This window comes from Streptomyces sp. NBC_01384 (assembly GCF_045040035.1).
Lineage (GTDB): Bacteria > Actinomycetota > Actinomycetes > Streptomycetales > Streptomycetaceae > Streptomyces.
Map to the genome: position 1 here is coordinate 4,303,858 of NZ_CP109559.1, position 19,635 is coordinate 4,323,492.

Here is a 19,635-nt window from a genome sequence, read left to right on the forward strand (position 1 = left end):
CGAGATGCGGCGGAGACTGCGGGCCGGGGCCTCAGTTCTCCGAAGTCGCCGTCTTCTTGGCAGCGGTCTTCTTGGCCGGTGCCTTCTTGGCGGCCGTCTTCGAACTCGTCGTCTTCTTTGCGGCCGTCTTCTTGGCAGGGGCCGCCTTCTTTGTCGCCGTCTTCTTGGCGGCGGCCTTCTTCGCGGTCTTCTTGGCCGGGGCCTTGGCGCGCTTCTCTGCGAGCAGCTCGTAGCCGCGCGCCGGGGTGATGTCCTCGACGCTGTCGGCGGAGCGCAGGGTCGCGTTGGTCTCGCCGTCGGTGACGTACGGCCCGAAACGGCCGTCCTTGACGACGACGGGCTTCCCGCTGACCGGGTCCTCGCCCAGCTCCTTCAGCGGCGGCTTGGCGGCCGCGCGCCCACGCTGCTTGGGCTGGGAGTAGATCTCCAGCGCCTCTTCGAGGGTGATGGTGAAGAGCTGGTCCTCGGACTGCAGGGAGCGCGAGTCGGTGCCCTTCTTCAGGTACGGCCCGTAGCGCCCGTTCTGCGCGGTGATCTCCACGCCCTCGGCGTCCTTGCCGACGACGCGCGGCAGGGACATCAGTTTGAGGGCGTCGTCGAGGGTCACCGTGTCGGGGGACATCGACTTGAAGAGCGAGGCGGTACGCGGCTTGACGGCGTTCTTGCCCGTCTTCGGGGTGCCCTCGGGGAGCACCTCGGTGACGTACGGGCCGTAGCGGCCGTCCCTGGCGATGATCTGGTGGCCCGACTCCGGGTCCGTGCCGAGTTCGAAGTCGCCGCTCGGCTTGGCGAGCAGCTCCTCCGCGAGCTCGACGGACAGCTCGTCCGGGGCCAGGTCCTCGGGCACATCCGCGCGCTGGTGGTTCTCGGAGTCCTTCTCGCCGCGCTCGATGTACGGGCCGTAGCGGCCCACACGCAGCACGATGTCGTTGCCGACCGGGAAGGACGACACCTCGCGGGCGTCGATGGCGCCCAGGTCGGTGACGAGCTCCTTGAGACCGCCCAGGTGGTCCCCGTCGCCGTTGCCGGCCTCGGCGGCGCCCGTGGCGTCGCCCTTGCCGAAGTAGAACCGCTTGAGCCACGGCACGGCCTGCGCCTCGCCCCGCGCGATGCGGTCGAGGTCGTCCTCCATCTTGGCCGTGAAGTCGTAGTCGACGAGCCGCCCGAAGTGCTTCTCCAGGAGGTTGACCACGGCGAAGGACAGGAAGGACGGCACCAGGGCCGTGCCCTTCTTGAACACGTACCCGCGGTCGAGAATGGTCCCGATGATCGACGCGTACGTCGACGGGCGGCCGATCTCGCGCTCCTCGAGTTCCTTGACCAGCGACGCCTCGGTGTAGCGGGCCGGGGGCTTGGTGGCGTGTCCGTCGACCGTGATCTCCTCGGCGGACAGCGGGTCGCCCTGGCTGACCTGCGGGAGGCGACGCTCGCGGTCGTCGAGCTCGGCGTTCGGGTCGTCCGCGCCCTCGACGTACGCCTTCAGGAAGCCGTGGAAGGTGATCGTCTTGCCGGAGGCGCTGAACTCGGCGTCGCGGCCGTCGGAGGCCGTACCGGCGATCTTCACGGTGACGGAGTTTCCGACCGCGTCCTTCATCTGGGAGGCGACGGTCCGCTTCCAGATCAGCTCGTACAGCTTGAACTGGTCGCCGGACAGGCCCGTCTCGGCCGGGGTGCGGAAACGATCGCCCGAGGGCCGGATCGCCTCGTGCGCCTCCTGCGCGTTCTTGACCTTCCCGGCGTACGTCCGCGGCTGGGCCGGCAGGTAGTCGGCGCCGTAGAGCTGCGTGACCTGGGCACGGGCGGCGGAGATCGCCGTGTCCGAGAGGGTCGTGGAGTCCGTACGCATGTACGTGATGAAGCCGTTCTCGTACAGCTTCTGCGCCACCTGCATGGTGGCCTTCGCGCCGAAGCCGAGCTTGCGCGAAGCCTCCTGCTGGAGGGTTGTCGTGCGGAACGGCGCGTACGGCGAGCGCCGGTACGGCTTGGACTCGACCGAGCGGACCGCGAAGTTCGTGTTCTCCAGGACGGCGGCCAGCGCACGGGCGTTGGTCTCGTCCAGATGCAGCGTGTTCGCGCCCTTCAGCTGCCCCAGCGAGTCGAAGTCGCGGCCCTGGGCGACGCGCTTGCCGTCGACCGCGGTGAGGCGGGCCACCAGCGAGGACGGGTCGCTCGGGTCACCGGCGCGGCCGGTGCCGAAGGTGCCGGTCAGGTCCCAGTACTCGGCGGAACGGAAGGCGATGCGCTCGCGCTCCCGCTCGACCACGAGACGGGTCGCCACGGACTGGACGCGGCCGGCCGACAGCCGCGGCATGACCTTCTTCCACAGGACCGGCGAGACCTCGTAGCCGTAGAGGCGGTCGAGGATGCGGCGGGTCTCCTGGGCGTCGACGAGCTTCTGGTTGAGCTCGCGCGGGTTGGCGACAGCGGCCTGGATCGCGGCCTTGGTGATCTCGTGGAAGACCATCCGCTTGACCGGGACCTTGGGCTTGAGCACTTCCTGGAGGTGCCACGCGATGGCTTCGCCCTCGCGGTCCTCATCGGTGGCGAGGAAGAGTTCGTCGGAGTCGCGCAGCAGGTCCTTGAGCTTCTTGACCTGGGCCTTCTTGTCGGCGTTGACCACATAGATGGGCTGGAAGTCGTGCTCGACGTCCACGCCGAGGCGGCGCACCTCGCCGGTGTACTCCTCCGGCACTTCCGCGGCGCCGTTGGGGAGGTCGCGGATGTGCCCGACGCTCGCTTCGACGACATAGCCGGGGCCGAGATAGCCCTTGATCGTCTTCGCCTTGGCAGGCGACTCGACGATGACGAGTCGGCGGCCGCCGTGTGCGGTGTCGCTGGTCGGGGACAACTTCGCTCTTCTCTCCGGTCGACGCAGGGGGTCTCCCCAGGCCTTGGTCCCGGGGGTCGGGTCATGCTGACGCTGCGGAGTGTGACGGTACATCCCGCCCCCGTGTCAAACGGGAAAAGCCCGCAACGGCCACTCGAACGGTAACCCGACTACCGCCATTCCTGCCGCCCGGAGTGTCCAGCAGCCCTTTCGGGTCTATCCGGAGCGTGACCTCTCAGTTACCGGAGACCCGGTCCTACACGCGCGTGAAGCACCACATCCCGAGCGCCAGCGCACCCGCTCCGGCGGCGCTCGCGAGCGTCGCCGATGCGACGCGGTTCACACCGACGGCGACGGGCTCGCCCCGCCGCAGCCGCACCGCGGTCCAGACCAGAAGTCCGCCTCCGAACAGGGCGAACACCGTCCCCGCGAAGATCGCCGGTCCGCTTTCCATCGATATGTCCCTCCACCCCGAGTCCCCAGGGTCGGGAGGCTGGCACCCCCTGGAAGCGGACCGGAAGCGCCCGTGCGAACCTGCGGTGAACGCCAGGAAGACGACGCCCCACGGGCCGCTCAGACCGTACCGGGGTCGGATATCTGCCCGCTCGTCCTCGCGCCGTCGACGCGCCTCACGGTGCACACGACTTTGGTGAATCCTTGGTTCCACTCGTCCTTGCTGGCCAACCAACCGGAGACGGTGCGCTCCGTGTCGGACGCCCAACTCGACGCGAACTTGTTGGTGCAGAGCTTGCCTCCCTCGGCGAGCGCCTTCTTGTAGTCCATGCCCTCCGCGGCCTGCACCGCGCCGATCACCTGGTCGGTGTGCGACTCCCCGCAGTCGGCCAGGTGGGCTTCGAAGCCCTTGTCCTTCTCCGCGTAGATCCAGCAGTCCCCGGTGCCCATCTGCGTGGGCCACAAGTTCACTCCCGCATCCCGGAACCGCCCGACTTCGCCACCTATCGCGACATGGCGCCCGAGTACGAGACATGCCGTACCGCCCTTGGCCGCGCTGAACCCGTCCTTCGTCGGCGCAACGGCGTAGACGCCCGCGTCGGGCAGGGCGTCGGCCGTCGCCGAGCTCTGGCTCGCGCAGCGCTGCGCACCGTGGGCGCCGGCGTCGGCGTAGTCACTGGCCGTGTCGACGGCCACGACCTGGCCGTCCGGCCAGCCCTTGGCGCAGTTCACGACGCCCAGGTTGAGGGCCGACTTGAACGCGGTCCCCGACCAGACCGCCTTCACACAGTCGCCGGCCTGCAACGGCTTGGTGAGGCCCACTTGTTCGCCGTACGGATACACCGGCCCCGGCGGGGATGCGCTTGCCGTGGAGGGCTTCTTCGCCGTCGTGCCGTTCTTGCCACTGTCACCGCCGGTCAGCGAAACCGCGGCCCAGGTGCCGCCGACGGCCACCATGAGGACGCCCACGACAAGGGCGACGGCGGCCACGGGCCTCTTGCGGCGCACGGGAGGCGGGGGCGTCCCGACCGTGGGCTGCGTGGACGTGCCGGTCCCGGCGTAAGGATTCCAGCCGTACCCACCGCTGGGAGTGGACGGACGCCAGGGGCCGTACGGAGGCGGAGTACCGGAGGCCGGACCGGGCGGGCCACCCGGCGTGGCGGGGCCGCCCGGTGAGGTGTGCGGCGTGTGCGGTGGGGTGTGCGGAGTCGGGTGCGCGCCCGGTGTCTGCGGAGTGCCCGGCGTCCGCGGGGTCCCCAGGGTCTGCGGGGTGCCCGGCGGCGGGCCGACGACATACCCGGGCGGCGCCCCCGCTGAATACCCGGGCGGCGCCCCCGCGACGTACCCCGGGGGTGGCCCGAACGCTCCGCCCGCCGCTCCCTGCACCACCCGCTCCAGCCCCCGTGCGACCGCCTCAGGCGAGGACCGCCGCACCGGGTCCTTGACGAGCAACCCGTGCAGCACGGATGCCAGTTCGCCGGCACGGACGGGCGGGGCGGGCTCCTCGCCGAGGAGGGCCGTCAGGGTCGCGTACTGGCCCTGGCGGTCGAAGGGGCCCCGGCCCTCCACAGCCGCGTACAGCGTGGCGCCGAGGGAGAAGAGGTCGGCGGCCGGGGTGGGCGGCTCGCCGCGGGCGCGCTCGGGGGCGAGATAGCCGGGCGTGCCGAGAATGCCGGCGGTGGCGGTCAGCCGGGGCTCGCGGGACTCCGGCTGAAGCGCGATCCCGTAGTCGGTGAGCAGCACGCGCGCGTAGGGATCGCCCGAAGCGTCCGGCGCCAGAAGGATGTTGGCCGGTTTGACATCCCTGTGGAGGATCCCGATCCGGTGTCCGGCGGAGAGCGCGTCGAGGACGGCGAGCCCGATCCGGGCGGTCTGGGCGGGCGACAGCGGCCCCGACTGCCGTACGACCGCCTGGAGATCGACCGCGTCCGGCACGTACTCCATGACGATCCACGGCAGCCCCTCGTGCACCACCACGTCGTGCACGGTGGCCACATGGGGATGCCCGCGCAACCGCGCCGCGTGCCGTGCCTCGCTGCGGGCCCGCGCGATCCGCTGTGCGGGCTCCGTCGCGTCCATCGGCACGTCCGGCAACGCGATCTCCTTCATGGAGACCTCGCAGGCCAACTCCGCGTCGTACGCGAGCCACACCCTGCCCATGCCGCCCGCGCCGAGCATCCGCAGCAGCCGATACCGGCCACTGATGATCCTGCCCTCGCCCTGATCCGGCGTCTCCCCCGCCATGGCGCCTCCCCCGAGACAGCGCGCCTCCCCCCGAGGACGCATGGAGCCTGTCTCTTGAAAGTAGCTTCGCACGCACCACTGACAGGAGCCCTTTTACCGACGAATCTCTACCAATCTTGACCAATCACACCAGAAGCGGGCGCAGGTGACTCGGTGGTAGGGATACGTCTCAGGCGCTCCGCAGGCGGAAGGCGCGCGCCCCCACCACCCCGCGGCAGCCGGCCCGGTTCGCTCCGCAGCGCCCGTGCTCACTCCGCCGGCTCGAGGAACCCCTGCTCCACCAGCAGCCGGATCTGCGCGGGCGTCCGGTCGCGCAGCAACACCGGGTCCTCGCCGACCAATTGGGCGATGGCGTCCAGGATCCGCCCGGCGCTCAGCGTGCCGTCGCACACGCCCGCGAAGCCCGCGCCGACCGTGTCCACCTTGGTAGCCCGGCGCATCCCGCGGTGCTGGCGCAGCACCACGTGCTCCGGGTCCTCGGCGCCGGGCAGCCCGACCTGCTCCTGGACGACCTCGGCCACGAGCCTGAAGTGCCCGGCGAGCAGGGCCGCGTCGTCACTCGCCCGCAGGTAGTCGACGCGGTCGAAGTGCGCGCGCACGGTCTCGCCGAGTGGCTGCTCGATGGAGTGCGGCCACTCCTCGACCGTGATCGAGGGCTCGGCCGCCGCCGTTCTGCGCAGCGTGATCCATCCGAAGCCGACGGCCTTGACCTTGCGGGCCTCGAACTCGTCCAGCCAGGCGTCGTACCGCGCCTGGTACTCGGCGGGGTCGTCGCGGTGGTCGCCCGCGTCGCGCAGCCACAACTCCGCGTACTGCGTGACGTCCTGCACCTCGCGCTGCACGATCCAGGCGTCACAGCCGCGCGGCACCCAGGAGCGCAGCCGGTCCTGCCACTCCTCGCCCTCCACGTGCTGCCAGTTGGCCAGGAACTGCGCGTACCCCCCGTCGCTGAGCCGGTCTCCCGCCTGCTGAACGAGCGTGCGGCACAGATCGTCCCCGCCCATCCCGCCGTCGCGGTAGGTGAGCCAGGCGCCGGGCGAGATCACGAAAGGCGGGTTCGAGACGATCAGGTCGTACGTCTCGTCGTCCGCGATCGGTTCGAAGAGGGAGCCCTCGCGCAGATCGGCCGCCGGGGCGCCGGAGAGCGCGAGGGTGAGCGCGGTGATGTGCAGGGCGCGCGGGTTGAGGTCGGTCGCGGTCACGCGCGTGGCGTGCTGCGCGGCGTGCAGGGCCTGGATCCCGGAGCCGGTGCCGAGGTCGAGCGCGGAGGAGACGGGCGTACGGACGGTGATGCCGGCCAGGGTCATGGACGCGCCGCCCACGCCCAGGACGACGCCCTCCTCGCGGCTGCCGATGCCGCCCGCGCCGCCGACGGCGCACCCCAGGTCGGACACGATGAACCAGTCCTCGCCGCCGGGCCCGCCGTACGGCCGGATGTCCACGGTCGCGGCGACCTCGTCCGCGCCCGCCCGGGTCAGCCAGCCGCTCTCCAGGCAGTCCTCCACCGGCAGCACGTCCGCCACACGCCCGTGCGGCGCGGGCTGCTGGAGCAGGAACAGCCGTACGAGCGTCTCCAGCGGTGTGTCCCCGCGGGTCGCCCGGAGCGCGGGCACGGTCTCGCTGCGCGCCAGCGCCGCGTACGCGGGGGCGCCGAGCAGGTCGAGCAGGCCGTCGGCGGTGAAGGAGGCGCCGAGCAGGGCGCCTCGCAGCCGAGCGGCGACGTCGACGCGGTCGGACGAGGGCAACGGTGACAGGCTGGTGTGACTCACGTCCCCCATTGTGTCCGCTTCCGCCGAAAGGGACGCACACCTGTGGACAGCCCACGCCGACGGGCCCGTACGCCTGTGGACGCGCCCGCGCCGTGAGCCGCGCAGGGCCGGCCGAGAGCCGCGGTACGCGCCGGGGCCCGGCACGCGCGCGTACCGGGCCCTCTTCAGGTTGACGAACGATCGCTCTCCCGGGGGGTCAGCCCTGGGTCGTCGAAGGCGAGGCGGAGGCGGAGGCGGACTTGCAGCTCGGCTGCTTGGCCATGGCAGTGCCGGCGTCTCCCGCCTCGAGCTCCTTGAGTGCGTCGGTCCCGGTCTTGCTGAGCTTCCCCAGCTGCTGGGCGACCCCGTCGAGACCGTCCGCGAACTTCGCCTGGTCCTTCGTGTTGAGCGCCTGGGACTGCTTGCCCAGATCGGCGTAGGAGGTGGAGAGGGCGTTGAGCTCCTTGACCGCGTTCGCCTGCTTCGTCTTGCCGTTGTCCACGTCCGGCGGCCCGGCCTGCTCGATGGCGGCCGCCATCGCCTTGTAGGCGTCGGAGATGTCCTGGAAGCCCTTGGAGTCGGCCTTCTGCACGTCCGCCGGTGTGCTCTGGTCCGTCGTCTCCTTCTGGATCTCGGCGTTGGCGGCCGAGATCTTCTGGACCTGCGGCTGCACCGCGTCGCAGACCTGCTTGGCCCAGGGATCCAGCTTGTCGACTTTGCTGCTGCTGCTGCCGCTGTTGCTGCTGCATGCCGACAGCGCCAGTACCAGTACCGCACCGCCGGACAGTGCGGCCGCGAGCTTCTTGTTCACCGGATTGGTCCCTTCCATGGCTCTCGGCCCCGGAACATACACGCCGCCTGGGCGACAACCCCATGCCGAATTTCCGCTTTGGCCCTTATTGCAGCCATTTGCTACAGGCGAGAGAAGGCTCACGACCCGGATGTGAACACACACAAACGGACGGGCGGGTGGCGCGTCCACACGCGCCACCCGCCCGTCGGGACCAGGTAAAAGACCCGAGGCCTACGAAACCACCGCGGGGTCGGCCGGCTTGGACACCCGTTCCGCGTTGTCTTCGTCACTTACGGCGATCCCGCGCCGCTTGGAGATGTACACCGCGCCCACGATCACGAGGAGCGAGAGCACCGCGATCAGGATGCGCAGCCCGAGGTTCTTGTCGTTGCCGTACGAGAACTTGACGACCGCGGGTGCGATCAGCAGCGCCACCAGGTTCATCACCTTCAGGAGCGGGTTGATCGCGGGGCCGGCGGTGTCCTTGAAGGGGTCGCCGACGGTGTCGCCGATCACCGTCGCGGCATGGGCCTCGCTGCCCTTGCCGCCGTGATGACCGTCCTCGACGAGCTTCTTCGCGTTGTCCCACGCGCCGCCGGAGTTGGCGAGGAAGACCGCCATCAGCGTGCCGGTGCCGATCGCGCCCGCCAGATACGAGCCGAGCGCGCCGACGCCGAGCGTGAAGCCGATGGCGATGGGCGCCATGACGGCGAGCAGACCCGGAGTGGCCAGCTCCCGCAGGGCGTCCTTGGTGCAGATGTCGACGACCCGCCCGTACTCGGGCTTCTCCGTGTAGTCCATGATCCCGGGGTGCTCGCGGAACTGCCGCCGCACCTCGTAGACCACGGCCCCCGCGGACCGCGACACGGCGTTGATCGCCAGCCCGGAGAACAGGAAGACGACCGCCGCGCCCGCGATCAGGCCCACCAGGTTGTTGGGCTGCGAGATGTCCATCATCAGGTTCAACGGTGCGCCCGGCCCGGAGACCTTCTCGCCCACGTCGTTCGCGGCCGTCAGGATCGCGTCCCGATAGGAGCCGAAGAGGGCGGAGGCCGCGAGGACGGCCGTGGCGATGGCGATGCCCTTGGTGATGGCCTTGGTGGTGTTGCCCACCGCGTCCAGGTCGGTGAGCACCTTCGCGCCCGAGCCCGTGACGTCGCCGGACATCTCGGCGATGCCCTGGGCGTTGTCGGAGACAGGCCCGAAGGTGTCCATGGCGACGATGACGCCGACCGTGGTGAGCAGGCCGGTTCCGGCGAGCGCCACCGCGAAGAGCGCCAGCATGATCGACGTACCGCCGAGCAGGAAGGCCCCGTACACGCCGAGGCCGATCAGCAGGGCGGTGTAGACGGCCGATTCGAGACCCACGGAGATACCAGCGAGGACGACGGTGGCCGCGCCGGTGAGCGAGCTCTTGCCGATGTCCCGCACGGGGCGCCGGGTCGTCTCGGTGAAGTAGCCGGTCAGCTGCTGGATCAGCGCGGCCAGCACGATGCCGATCGCGACGGCCACGAGCGCGAAGATCCGCGGATCGCCGCCCTTCACCCTGATAGCCGCGTCCGTGACACCGTCGAGGTCGGCGTACTTACCCGGCAGGTAGATGAAGACGGCCACCGCCACCAGCACCAACGAGATCACCGCGGAGATGAAGAAACCGCGGTTGATCGCGGACATGCCACTACGGTCGGAGCGCCGGGGCGCCACCGCGAAGATGCCGACCATCGCGGTCAGGACGCCGATCGCGGGCACGATCAGCGGGAACGCGAGCCCGGAGTCGCCGAACGCCACCTTGCCGAGGATCAGCGCGGCGACGAGCGTGACGGCATACGACTCGAACAGGTCCGCGGCCATACCGGCGCAGTCGCCGACGTTGTCGCCCACGTTGTCGGCGATGGTCGCGGCATTGCGCGGGTCGTCCTCCGGAATGCCCTGCTCGACCTTGCCGACCAGGTCGGCGCCGACGTCGGCGGCCTTGGTGAAGATGCCGCCGCCGACACGCATGAACATGGCGATCAGCGCCGCGCCGAGACCGAAGCCCTCCAGGACCTTCGGCGCGTCGGCCGCGTACACCAGCACCACACAGGAGGCGCCCAGCAGACCGAGCCCCACCGTGAACATGCCGACGACGCCGCCGGTACGGAAAGCGATCTTCATGGCTTTGTGTGAGACGGCGGTGAGATCCTTTTCGGGTTCACCCTTGGCCGGAGTCGCTTCCCTTGCCGCGGCGGCCACGCGGACATTGCTCCGTACGGCGAGCCACATACCGATATATCCGGTGGTCGCCGAGAACGCCGCACCGATCAGGAAGAAGATCGACCGTCCGGCGCGCTGATTCCAGTCGTCCGCGGGCAGCAGCATGAGCAGGAAGAACACCACGACGGCGAATACGCCGAGGGTGCGCAACTGCCGCCCCAGGTAGGCGTTCGCGCCTTCCTGGACCGCCGCCGCGATCTTCTTCATGCTGTCGGTGCCCTCGTCGGCCGCGAGCACTTGTCGTACCAGCACCCCGGCGACCGCCAGGGCAGCCAGGGCGACGATGCCGATGACCATCACGATCAAGCGATTGTCATCGGTCAGTACTGCGGCTGCGAAGGTTGTGGGGTGGTCAAACTGATGAGGGGTAGAAAGCCCCGCCATTCGTCCTCCTTGACGCTTGGGCTGAGCTCAAGATGTGGACGGATTGTAGGTACCCGATCCTGATCAAAACAGTGCACGGTAAACGGAATTCGCCTTCACATGCTCTTCAGCAAATGATCGGCGGGTACCCATGGAACCCAAAAGAAGTAATGCCCCAAAAGCGTTGACACTTGATCGAATAATCACGTGATTGCTCGTGAATCATTTCACGAAAAGGCGGGGCGGGCACCCGGACGGGAACGGGGCATACAAAAAGGGCCCTGCTGAGCAGGGCCCTTCGAGGTTGTTGCGGGGGTGCGATCAGGGAACGAGCGCGGCCGGCGGCGTGGTCGGCCAGCTCATCCTGATCAGTCCACCGTGCTCATCGGCGCTGACCTCGACGTCGTCGACGAGGCCACTGATGACCGCGAGGCCCATCTCGTCCTCCTCGGCGTCCGTGTCCGGGTCGCCCGAGGCACCGGGCGCCGTCTCACCGGGCGCCGAATGCGGCGCCTCGTCGCCGACCTCGATGGAGAACTGTTTCTCCTCCTCGGTCAGCGTCACCCGCACCGGCGCCGAGATGCCGTTGCTCTGGTGCAGTCCGACGGCACGAGTACAGGCCTCGCCGACGGCGAGTCTGACCTCGTCGAGGACGGCCTCGTCCACTCCGGCCCTGCGCGCCACCGCTGCCGCCACCAGTCGGGCGGTCCTGACGTGCTCGGGCAGCGCGCTGAAGCGGAGTTCAACGGTGGCCATGCATCCCCCTCAACTACGGGCGTGCTGTCAGGGGGCCGGGTCGCCGAGGCCCGGTCCCCCTCCATTGCTTCTACCGCCCCGGACGCCACTTCGCTCGTGAGGCCCGGGGAACGGGGTCAGTCGGTGGCCGCTACCGCTTCCTCGACCGAGGTGTGGATGGGGAACACCTTGGTGAGACCGGTGATGCGGAAGATCTTCAGAATGCGCTCCTGGTTGCAGACCAGTCGCAGCGAGCCCTCATGGGCACGCACACGCTTCAGGCCGCCCACCAGCACGCCGAGCCCGGTGGAGTCGAGGAAATCCACGCCCTCCATGTCGACGACGAGGTGGAAATTGCCGTCGTTCACCAGCTCGACCAGCTGCTCGCGCAGCTTGGGCGCGGTATATACATCGATTTCGCCACCGACCTCGACGACCGTACGATCGCCGACGGTACGGGTCGACAGGGACAGGTCCACGGATCCTCCAGCACCTTGCTATCGAGCGGTCGCCCCAAGGGACACCTCGGCAGAGCCCCCGGGACGGTTCGCCAGCCGCGATGGCATTCAATCACTTACCGGCAGGCGTGCACGACGCCTTGAGCCCATTGTCCGTCACGCCAGTGACACACTCGGTACCGATGGCCAAGAATCACCGATCCGATCGACCCTCGACGGACACCGCTTCCCGCCCCGCTCCGGGCACGGTCCTGGACCGGCTCACCTCGGGGCCGAGTCGGGCTTCGCGCATCACTCATACGGAGCACTTGCCCCCGCGGGCGGGTCGCCATGCCGTATGGCCCGACCGGATCCGTTCGGAGGTCATCGCCGCGGTGCAGGCCGCGGGCATCGAGCACCCCTGGGCCCACCAGGCACTGGCCGCCGAGCACGCCCTGGACGGCGACTCCGTGATCGTCGCCACAGGCACGGCCTCGGGAAAGTCCCTGGCGTACCTCACCCCGGTCCTGACGGCCCTCCTGGACGGCTCCGAGGCTCCGAACGGCCGTGGGGCCACCGCGCTCTATCTGGCCCCCACAAAGGCCCTCGCAGCCGATCAGCGCCGTTCCGTGAAGGAACTTTCACAACCTTTGGGCCATGCGATTCGCCCAGCCGTGTACGACGGCGATACTCCGTTCGAGGAACGCGAGTGGGTACGTCAGTACGCCAACTACGTCCTGACCAACCCCGACATGCTGCACCGCGGGATATTGCCCTCCCATCCCCGCTGGTCGTCCTTCCTCCGCGCCCTGAAGTACGTCGTCATCGACGAGGTCCACACCTACCGCGGCGTCTTCGGCTCCCACGTCGCCCAGGTGCTGCGCAGACTGCGCCGCCTGTGCGCCCGCTACGGCGCCTCGCCCGTCTTCCTGCTGGCCTCCGCGACCGCCGCGGAGCCCTCGGTCGCCGCCCGCCGGCTGACCGGCCTCCCGGTCGTCGAGGTCGCCGACGACGCCTCCCCACGCGGGGAACTGGTGTTCGCCCTCTGGGAACCCCCGCTCACCGAGCTGCACGGCGAGAAGGGCGCACCCGTTCGGCGTAGCGCCACCGCCGAGACGGCCGACCTCCTCACCGACCTGACGGTCCAGGGCGTGCGCTCGGTCGCCTTCGTGCGGTCCCGGCGCGGCGCCGAGCTGATCGCGGTGATCGCCCAGGAGCGGCTGGCCGAGGTCGACCGATCGCTGGCCCGGCGCGTCGCCGCCTACCGCGGCGGCTACCTCCCCGAGGAACGCCGCGCACTCGAACGCGCTCTGCACTCCGGCGAACTCCTCGGCCTCGCCGCCACCACCGCCCTGGAACTCGGCGTCGACGTCTCCGGACTGGACGCCGTCCTCATCGCGGGCTACCCGGGCACCCGGGCGTCCCTGTGGCAGCAGGCAGGCCGCGCAGGCCGCTCGGGACAGGGCGCACTCGCCGTACTGGTCGCCCGCGACGACCCGCTGGACACCTTCCTCGTGCACCATCCCGAGGCACTGTTCGACCAGCCGGTGGAGTCCACCGTCCTCGACCCCGACAACCCGTACGTCCTCGCCCCGCACCTGTGCGCCGCCGCCTCCGAGATCCCCCTCACGGAGGAGGACCTCGAGCTCTTCGGCCCGGCCGCCCCGGATCTGCTGCCGCAGCTGGAGGCCGCGAAACTGCTGCGCCGGCGGACGAAGGCATGGCACTGGACCCGTCGGGAGCGGGCGGCCGACCTGACCGACATCCGAGGTGAGGGCGGCAGTCCGGTCCAGATCGTCGAGGCCGGAACCGGGCGGCTGCTCGGCACGGTCGACGCCGGTTCCGCGCACACCACGGTCCACGAGGGCGCGGTCCATCTGCACCAGGGCCGTACGTACCTGGTGCAGCACCTGGACCTGGAGGACTCCGTCGCCCTGGTCGAGGAGGCCAACCCGCCGTATTCGACGGTCGCCCGCGACACGACCTCCATCTCCGTCCTGGAGACGGACACCGAAGTCCCCTGGGGCGAAGGCCGGCTGTGTTACGGCTCCGTCGAAGTCACCAACCAGGTCGTCTCCTTCCTGCGCCGTCGTGTCATCACCGGTGAAGTACTGGGAGAGTCGAAACTCGACCTCCCTCCTCGTACGCTCCGCACGCGCGCCGTGTGGTGGACGGTCACCGAGGACCAGCTGGACGCGGCCCGGATCAACCCGGAGATCCTCGGCGGCGCCCTGCACGCCGCCGAGCACGCGTCGATCGGCATGCTCCCGCTGTTCGCCACCTGCGACCGCTGGGACATCGGCGGCGTGTCCATCCCGCTGCACCCGGACACGCTCCTGCCCACGGTCTTCGTGTACGACGGCCACCCGGGCGGCGCGGGCTTCGCGGAGCGCGCCTTCCGCACCGCCCACGCCTGGCTCACCGCCACCCGCCAGGCCATCGCGTCCTGCGAGTGCGAGGCCGGCTGCCCGTCCTGCATCCAGTCCCCCAAGTGCGGCAACGGGAACGAGCCTCTGCACAAGCGAGGTGCTGTGCGGCTCCTCACGGAGCTGCTACGGGGGGCGCCGGAGGACTAGCCGCTGGGGCCTGCGGTGTCGCGGGTCCCGCTCTGGACCTGGCCTCCACTCCGAAAGGGCCCCGGCCCGACGCGGCCGTGACGTCCGAGACCTCGCCCTCGACCGCGCACCGCACCAGCCGGGCGTGCTGGGCCCGCGCCACCCGGTCCGCGTCGGCGCAGGCCGCCGGGCCACCGTCCATCCAGTGGTCCGCCGCGGCGAGCGCGGCCAGATCGGCCGCCCCCGCCGCGCGGTGCCGGACCACGACCGCCTGTCCCATGGCCAGGGCCGCCCCGAAGACGACACAGAGCACCGCGATCACCCCGACGGTCCAGACGGTCGCCGATCCTCTGTCGGAGGCGGCAGAGGTGACAGCCCTCCGGTGGCGCCGACTTGTCCAAACGACAGTCCGTGCAACGCGCTCCGTCGAAACGGCAGTCCGTGCAACGCTCATTATCGAAACGACGGGCCGGGCAACGCGCTGGAGACTCCAGCCCCTCATCCGCCCACCACCCCCACCGTCTCCTCCGCCAGAGCCACGGCATCATCGCTCAGCTCCACCGACAGCGCGTCCGGCCCCGGCGCGCTCGCCTTGACCGTGACCCGGACGAAATCGCCCTCCCGGCTCACCATGATCCTGGCGCCCCGCGGCGCCGCGCGGCGAGCCGTCGCCAGTACCGCGTCCGGCGGGTCCTGGCGGGCCGCCGCGCGGGCGCCCGCCCTGGCCGCATCCACGCACTGGATCTGCGCGGACGCGGCGAGCAAAGCCCAGACCAGCGCCATTCCGACCAGCACAAGAGAGGGCAGCACCACGGCGGCCTCGGCGGTCACGAATCCCCGGTCGCCGCAGCGGGCCGGACCGCTCGCCGTCCGTTCACATCGGGACATTGAGCGCTCGCCCCACGATCCCCTGCAGTTCCGCGCCGACCTGGCCGCTCGTCACCACCTTGTAGAGCACGGCCGCAAAGGCCACCGCCGCGATGACCCCCACCGCGTACTCGGAGGTGACCATTCCCGCGTCCCTCCGCGCCGCCAGACCAAGCAGCCACGCCCGCACTCGCACTCGTACTGCCTTGAACATCTCAACCCCCGTAAGGTTCAGCCCTGTTGATCACTTGCCACTCGCCGGTCACACCGCCGCCCTAGCCCGTCATCCGGCCCCTCCCAACACCCCGTCCGCCAGCCCGATCACCACGGGCAGGACACCGATCGCGATGAAGGCGGGCAGAAAGCACAGCCCCACGGGCACGGTGACCATGACAGCCGCCCGGCGTGCCCGCGCCGTCGCGGCACGCCCCCACTCGGCACGGGCCTCCGCGGCGAGCCGCCCGACCGGCACGGCCGCCGGTACGCCCGACTCGCCCGCCCGCTCCAGCAGCCGCGCCAGCGCCCCGGCACCGGACATCGACGCCAAACTCCGCCATGCCTCGGTCGGTTCGCCCCCGAGCCGCACCTCAGCCGCGCCCCGTGCGAGCCGCGCCCCGACAGGTCCGCCCAGTGCCTCGCCCACGGCCCGGGCCGCCACCACGGGGTCCGCGCCGGCCGCGATGCAGGCCGCCACCAGGTCGGCCGCCAGCGGGAGTTGCCGGGTGGCCCGCGCGGCGTCGTACTCCTCAACCGGCCCCGGCTTTCGCCGTTGCCGCCACCGGCAGACCCCGAGCCCGGCCACCAGCCCGGCCCCAGCGCCGACAAGACCGCCCACCAGCACCCAGCCGACGCACACCGCGCCCGCCACCGGCAGCCACCGCCGCCCCACACCGCGGACCTCGAAGCGCCGTCTTGCGGGCGCCCTCTCCAGAGCCAGCAACTCGGCCAGCCTGCTGCGCACCCGCCGCTCCCGCCGCATCGCACCGAGCGCCCGCACCAGCCACCCGAGCACCAGCGCCCCGCACACAAGCGCCCCCAGCCTGTGGACAACCTCCGTACTCATGCCGCCTCCGCTCCCCTCACGATGCGCAGCGCCCACCACAGCCCCACGCCCTCCAGCACCCCGCCGACCAGCAGACAGCCGAGGCCTGCGCCGCTGTGCAGCAGCACGTGCAGCGGATCGGCGCCCAGCGCGGTGCCGAGCAGGAGCCCCATGACCGGCAGCCCCGCGAGCATCACCGCCGTCGATCGCGATCCCGCCAGCTGGGCGCGCAGATCAGCGCGTTGGTCCCGCTCCGCGCGCAGGGCCCCCTCCAGGCGGTCGAGCCCGGCTGCCAGCCCCGCGCCCCGGTCCACAGCCACGCGCCAACAGGCGGCGAGTCCCACCAGCCCGTCGGCCCCCGGCTGCCGTGCCCCATCCGTGAGCGCGCCCGGCACGTCTCCACCGAACCGAGCCGCCGCCAGCACCACCGTCTGCGCCTCGCCGAGCCCGCCCGAGTCACGCGTGGCCCGAAGCAGCGCCTCGCCCGGCTGGCGCCCGGCCCGCACCTCCCCGGCGAGCGCCCCGCACAGGGCGATCACCGCGTCGCCCCGGCGCTCCCTCTCGCGCCGTGCCTCCCCGGCCCGCCGCACCCGCCGTAGCACCGGTACTCCGGCTGCCCCGAGGAGCAGCGGCAGCAGGGACGCGCCCAGCAGTGCGATCGCCAACCCGGCGACCAGCGACCATGCTTCGGCCCGCAGCCGCCCGCGCAGTCGCCGCCATTCGACGAGCGCCCTCTCCCACGCGGGCGGACCGGTCGCCACCACCCCGCCCCCCGCGCACACCAACCGCGCTCTGCGCACCCCCGAATCCCAGCCGCCCATCAACCAGGCCGCCGCCCCGGCACACACCATGGCAGCCCCCACCGACAGGTCACCGACCCTCGTCACCACAGCCCGCTCCCCTCGGCTCCGCCCTTCGCGCCAGTCCCGTTCCCGTCCCGGAGCAGCCCCCGCAGTCGCTGCCACCCCCGCTCACACACGAACGCCTCCGCGCCCCACCGCAACGCGGGCACCGTCACCACCAGCCCCGACGGATCGCGCTCCAGGACGTGCACCTCGGCGATCCGGCGCCGCCCCGCCCGATCCCGTACGAGATGCAGGACCACGGACAACGCCGCCGCCAACTGGCTGTGCAACGCGGCCCGGTCGAGCCCGGCCGCCGTTCCCAGCGCCTCCAAGCGGGCCGGTACCTGCGCCGCCGCATTCGCGTGTACCGTTCCGCAGCCACCCTCGTGGCCCGTGTTGAGTGCCGCGAGCAGCGAGACGACCTCCGGTCCGCGCACCTCGCCGACGACCAGCCGGTCCGGTCTCATGCGCAGGGCCTGACGGACCAGGTCCTGCAGCGCCACGAGCCCGACGCCCTCCTGGTTCGCGGGCCGTCCCTCCAGGCGCACCACATGGGGGTGGTCGGGTCGCAGCTCGGCCGAGTCCTCGGCGAGCACGATCCGCTCCCCTGGACCGACCAGGCCCAGCAGCGCGCTCAGCAACGTCGTCTTGCCGCTCCCGGTCCCGCCGCTGATCAGGAAGGACAACCGGGCCTCCAGCAGAGCTCTGAGGACCCGGTCCCCGCCGGGCGGCACCGTCCCCGCCGCCACCAGTTCCTCGAGCGTGAACGCGCGCGGCCGTACGACCCGCAGGGACAGGCAGGTGGAGCCGACGGCGACCGGGGGGAGCACCGCGTGCAGACGGGTGCCGTCCGGAAGCCGGGCGTCGACCCAGGGGCGGGCGTCGTCGAGCCTTCGGCCGGCCACGGCCGCCAGGCGCTGCGCGAGGCGTCGTACGGCCGCCGCGTCCGGGAAGGAGACGGCCGTCAGCTCCAGGCCTGCGCCCCGGTCCACCCACACCCGGTCCGGCGCGGACACCAGCACGTCGGTCACCGAAGGGTCGGCGAGCAGCGGCTCCAGCGGTCCACTGCCGACCAGCTCGGAACGCAACTGTTGGGCCGCGCCGAGGACTTCGGCGTCCCCGAGAACCCGCCCCTGCTCGCGCAGGGCCTGGGCCACGCGCGCGGGGGTCGGTTCGGATCCACTCTCGGCGAGCCACTGCCGTACGCCGTCCAGCAGTCCTGCGCCCGTGCCCGTGCCCGTGCCTGCTTCTCGGCTCATACGCCCCCGCCTTGCACCGGAACCCGCTCCCAGAAGGCCGTGCAGAACCGGGCGAGCGGCCCCCGCGCCGCTCCTCCGGGTGGGACGCCGGTGTCCGGCGGCGCGGATTCGGCAGGCACTTCGCCGACCAAGGGCAGTCCGAGCAGGCGGGCCACCTCTCGGTCGTCGAGCCCGGGTGCGTAGGGACCGCGGACCACGACCCGTACATCGCGCAGGACCATGCCGACCGCGGACGCCACCCGTCCGGCCGCCGCGATCGCGCGCAGGTCGGCGGGGACCACCAGCAACCCGAGGTCGAGTTGGGCGAGGGCTTCCGCGACGCCCTCGTCGACGCGGCGGGGCAGATCGACGACGACCGCGCCACCGCGCCGTCTGGCCGCGGCCAGGACCGCGCGGACGGCTTGCGGCGGGATGGTGACAGAGTCGCCGCGGTCCCAGCTGAGGACGCGCAACGCGTGCAGTTCGGGCAGGGACTCCTCCAGGGCGCCGCCGCCGACCCTGCCGCGGGAGGCGGCGAAGGCCGGCCAGCGCAGGCCTTCGGCCGCCTCTCCTCCCAGGAGTACATCGAGTCCGCCACCCAGGGGATCCGCGTCCACGAGCAGGGTGCGACGCCCCTCACGCGCCGAGGTGACGGCGAGCGCACAGGCCAGCGTGGAGGCTCCGGCCCCGCCCCGGCCGCCGATCACGCCGACGGTGAGCGCGGGGCGGCCGACTCCCTCGACCACGTCGGCGATGCGGTCGACCAGCCACTGCTCGCCGTCGGGAAGCACCAGGACGTGGTCGGCGCCGATCTCGACGGCACGCTTCCAGACACCGGAGTCGTCCTGATCCCGGCCGACCAGCACCACCCCGCGTCGGCGCGCGGCACCGCGCACGCGCCGCACGGCGTCGTCGCCGACCAGTACCAGCGGTGCCGCCTCCCAACTGCCCCGGCGCTCCGGTACCCCGTGGTGGACCTCCGGCCTCGCGCCTGCCGCCGCGCACAAGCGCAGCAGGTCGTCCAGGAGTTCGGCGTCCTCCGTGACGATCAATGGTCCGCCCTGCCGCCCCTCGGCGGCGGGCGGCAGGTCGTGTGTGATGGCTCCCGCCACGATCTCCAGCCCCCTTCGCTGCTTCTTGCGCGGGGCTCGCAGGGTCCTCTGCGGACCCGCGATTCCCGCTCGTGTGAAGAACCGGCAAGCGGCCTCCATATGAACGGCCGATACGAACCGGCC

16 protein-coding genes are annotated in these 19,635 nt (G+C 71.3%); 1 reads left to right on the forward strand and 15 read right to left on the reverse strand.

The window, feature by feature from the left end; translation table 11 throughout:
- Positions 1–31: 31 nt before the first annotated feature.
- The 8 genes from topA to bldG form a co-directional block, all read right to left on the reverse strand.
- Positions 32–2,848: a type I DNA topoisomerase gene (gene topA / locus OG747_RS19545; protein ID WP_405880614.1), complete on the reverse strand. Its 2,817-nt coding sequence runs from the start codon at positions 2,846–2,848 to the stop codon at positions 32–34.
- A gap of 235 nt (positions 2,849–3,083) precedes the next feature.
- The gene (locus OG747_RS19550; RefSeq protein WP_405880615.1) at positions 3,084–3,281 is read right to left on the reverse strand and encodes a hypothetical protein; all 198 of its coding nucleotides are present in this window, start codon (positions 3,279–3,281) and stop codon (positions 3,084–3,086) included.
- 119 nt (positions 3,282–3,400) lie between these two features.
- Positions 3,401–5,524, reverse strand: a complete 2,124-nt coding sequence (locus tag OG747_RS19555) for a serine/threonine-protein kinase (protein ID WP_405880616.1) — start codon at positions 5,522–5,524, stop codon at positions 3,401–3,403.
- Positions 5,525–5,772: 248 nt separating this feature from the next.
- A complete protein-coding gene (locus OG747_RS19560) occupies positions 5,773–7,302 on the reverse strand; it encodes a methyltransferase (RefSeq protein WP_405880617.1) in 1,530 nt (509 codons plus the stop codon).
- Between the two features lie 187 nt (positions 7,303–7,489).
- Positions 7,490–8,101, reverse strand: a complete 612-nt coding sequence (locus OG747_RS19565; RefSeq protein ID WP_405880618.1) for a small secreted protein — start codon at positions 8,099–8,101, stop codon at positions 7,490–7,492.
- Positions 8,102–8,296: 195 nt separating this feature from the next.
- Positions 8,297–10,702 (reverse strand): sodium-translocating pyrophosphatase, encoded by a 2,406-nt coding sequence (locus OG747_RS19570; RefSeq protein WP_405880619.1) that lies wholly within the window; start codon positions 10,700–10,702, stop codon positions 8,297–8,299.
- Between the two features lie 300 nt (positions 10,703–11,002).
- Complete coding sequence (locus tag OG747_RS19575) at positions 11,003–11,437, reverse strand: ATP-binding protein (protein WP_405880620.1); 435 nt, start codon at positions 11,435–11,437, stop codon at positions 11,003–11,005.
- A 116-nt stretch (positions 11,438–11,553) separates the two neighbouring features.
- Positions 11,554–11,895 (reverse strand): anti-sigma factor antagonist BldG, encoded by a 342-nt coding sequence (gene bldG, locus OG747_RS19580; protein WP_010986038.1) that lies wholly within the window; start codon positions 11,893–11,895, stop codon positions 11,554–11,556.
- An 80-nt stretch (positions 11,896–11,975) separates the two neighbouring features.
- Here bldG and OG747_RS19585 point away from each other — a divergent pair, with 80 nt between their 5' ends.
- Positions 11,976–14,429, forward strand: coding sequence for a DEAD/DEAH box helicase (locus OG747_RS19585; protein WP_405880621.1), 2,454 nt, complete (start codon positions 11,976–11,978; stop codon positions 14,427–14,429).
- On the opposite strand, the gene OG747_RS19590 is transcribed toward OG747_RS19585, so the two are convergent.
- From OG747_RS19590 to ssd, 7 genes are all read right to left on the reverse strand, one after another.
- On the reverse strand, positions 14,395–14,862 hold the full coding sequence (locus OG747_RS19590) for an Rv3654c family TadE-like protein (protein WP_405880622.1): 468 nt from the start codon (positions 14,860–14,862) through the stop codon (positions 14,395–14,397). The genes OG747_RS19585 and OG747_RS19590 overlap by 35 nt on opposite strands.
- A 44-nt stretch (positions 14,863–14,906) precedes the next feature.
- Positions 14,907–15,296 carry a TadE family type IV pilus minor pilin gene (locus OG747_RS19595; RefSeq protein ID WP_405880623.1) on the reverse strand — a complete coding sequence of 130 codons (390 nt, stop codon included), beginning with the start codon at positions 15,294–15,296 and terminating at the stop codon, positions 14,907–14,909.
- Complete coding sequence (locus OG747_RS19600; protein WP_405880624.1) at positions 15,283–15,489, reverse strand: DUF4244 domain-containing protein; 207 nt, start codon at positions 15,487–15,489, stop codon at positions 15,283–15,285. The genes OG747_RS19595 and OG747_RS19600 overlap by 14 nt, the downstream gene beginning before the upstream one ends.
- Positions 15,490–15,558: 69 nt before the next feature.
- Positions 15,559–16,338: a type II secretion system F family protein gene (locus tag OG747_RS19605; protein ID WP_405880625.1), complete on the reverse strand. Its 780-nt coding sequence runs from the start codon at positions 16,336–16,338 to the stop codon at positions 15,559–15,561.
- Positions 16,335–17,168, reverse strand: coding sequence for a type II secretion system F family protein (locus OG747_RS19610; protein ID WP_405885605.1), 834 nt, complete (start codon positions 17,166–17,168; stop codon positions 16,335–16,337). The genes OG747_RS19605 and OG747_RS19610 overlap by 4 nt, the downstream gene beginning before the upstream one ends.
- A 32-nt stretch (positions 17,169–17,200) precedes the next feature.
- Positions 17,201–18,421: a TadA family conjugal transfer-associated ATPase gene (locus tag OG747_RS19615; RefSeq protein ID WP_405880626.1), complete on the reverse strand. Its 1,221-nt coding sequence runs from the start codon at positions 18,419–18,421 to the stop codon at positions 17,201–17,203.
- Complete coding sequence (gene ssd / locus OG747_RS19620; RefSeq protein WP_405880627.1) at positions 18,418–19,512, reverse strand: septum site-determining protein Ssd; 1,095 nt, start codon at positions 19,510–19,512, stop codon at positions 18,418–18,420. Before ssd ends, OG747_RS19615 begins: the two co-directional genes overlap by 4 nt.
- Positions 19,513–19,635 lie beyond the last annotated feature (123 nt).